General features: G+C 60.3%; 1 protein-coding gene. It reads right to left on the bottom strand.

The window, feature by feature from the left end:
* Positions 1–222 precede the first annotated feature (222 nt).
* Positions 223–625 (bottom strand): integrase core domain-containing protein (locus tag FXB40_RS46965; RefSeq protein WP_148779037.1); only part of this gene is annotated, 403 nt, incomplete at its 5' end.

Raw genomic sequence — 625 nt, 5'->3', positions numbered from 1 at the left:
ACCGACCGAGTTTGCAACCCGCCCCAACAGGGGCCAAACCCAGAACGGACTCTCCTTATAACCGGGGGCAAATTGGGGAGCAGGTCACCGCGGCGCCCGTTAGGAACGTAGGAAGATACGTCTCACGCCGAAAACGGGCGTACAAAGTTACGGTGACAGTGCTGGACTGCACCCCTGAAGTGAGACACGATAATTACAGTGACAGTGGGTTGTCACGATGCGTTACCGCGCGTTGTTTTGCGCGAACGCGGTTTCGAACTCAAGAGGCGACTGGTATCCGAGCGCCGAGTGCAGGCGCTCTTTGTTGTAGACCTCCGCGATGAAGCTGTTGATGTGGCGGCGGGCGTCGCCCAGGTCGGCGAAGGCTTTGCCGTTGATCTGTTCAGCCTTGAGCGTTTTCATGAAGCTTTCAGCCTTGGCGTTGTCGAAGGGATTTCCCGGTCTGCTCATGCTGATGGTGATGTCGCGATCGGCAAGCCGCTGGCGATAGGCGATGGAAGCGTATTGCACGCCGCGGTCGGAGTGATGGATCAGGCTGCCCGGTGCCGGTCCCCGAGCCGCGATGGCTTTCTCCAGCGCGGCGATGGCGAGCGAGGCATCGAGCGTGTCCTCGAAGGCCCAGCCA

Origin of the sequence: Bradyrhizobium rifense (assembly GCF_008123425.1) — a bacterium.
GTDB classification, from domain to species: Bacteria; Pseudomonadota; Alphaproteobacteria; order Rhizobiales; family Xanthobacteraceae; genus Bradyrhizobium; species Bradyrhizobium rifense.
Note: the sequence above shows the minus strand (reverse complement) of the source record. Positions and strands in the feature narration are given on the sequence as shown.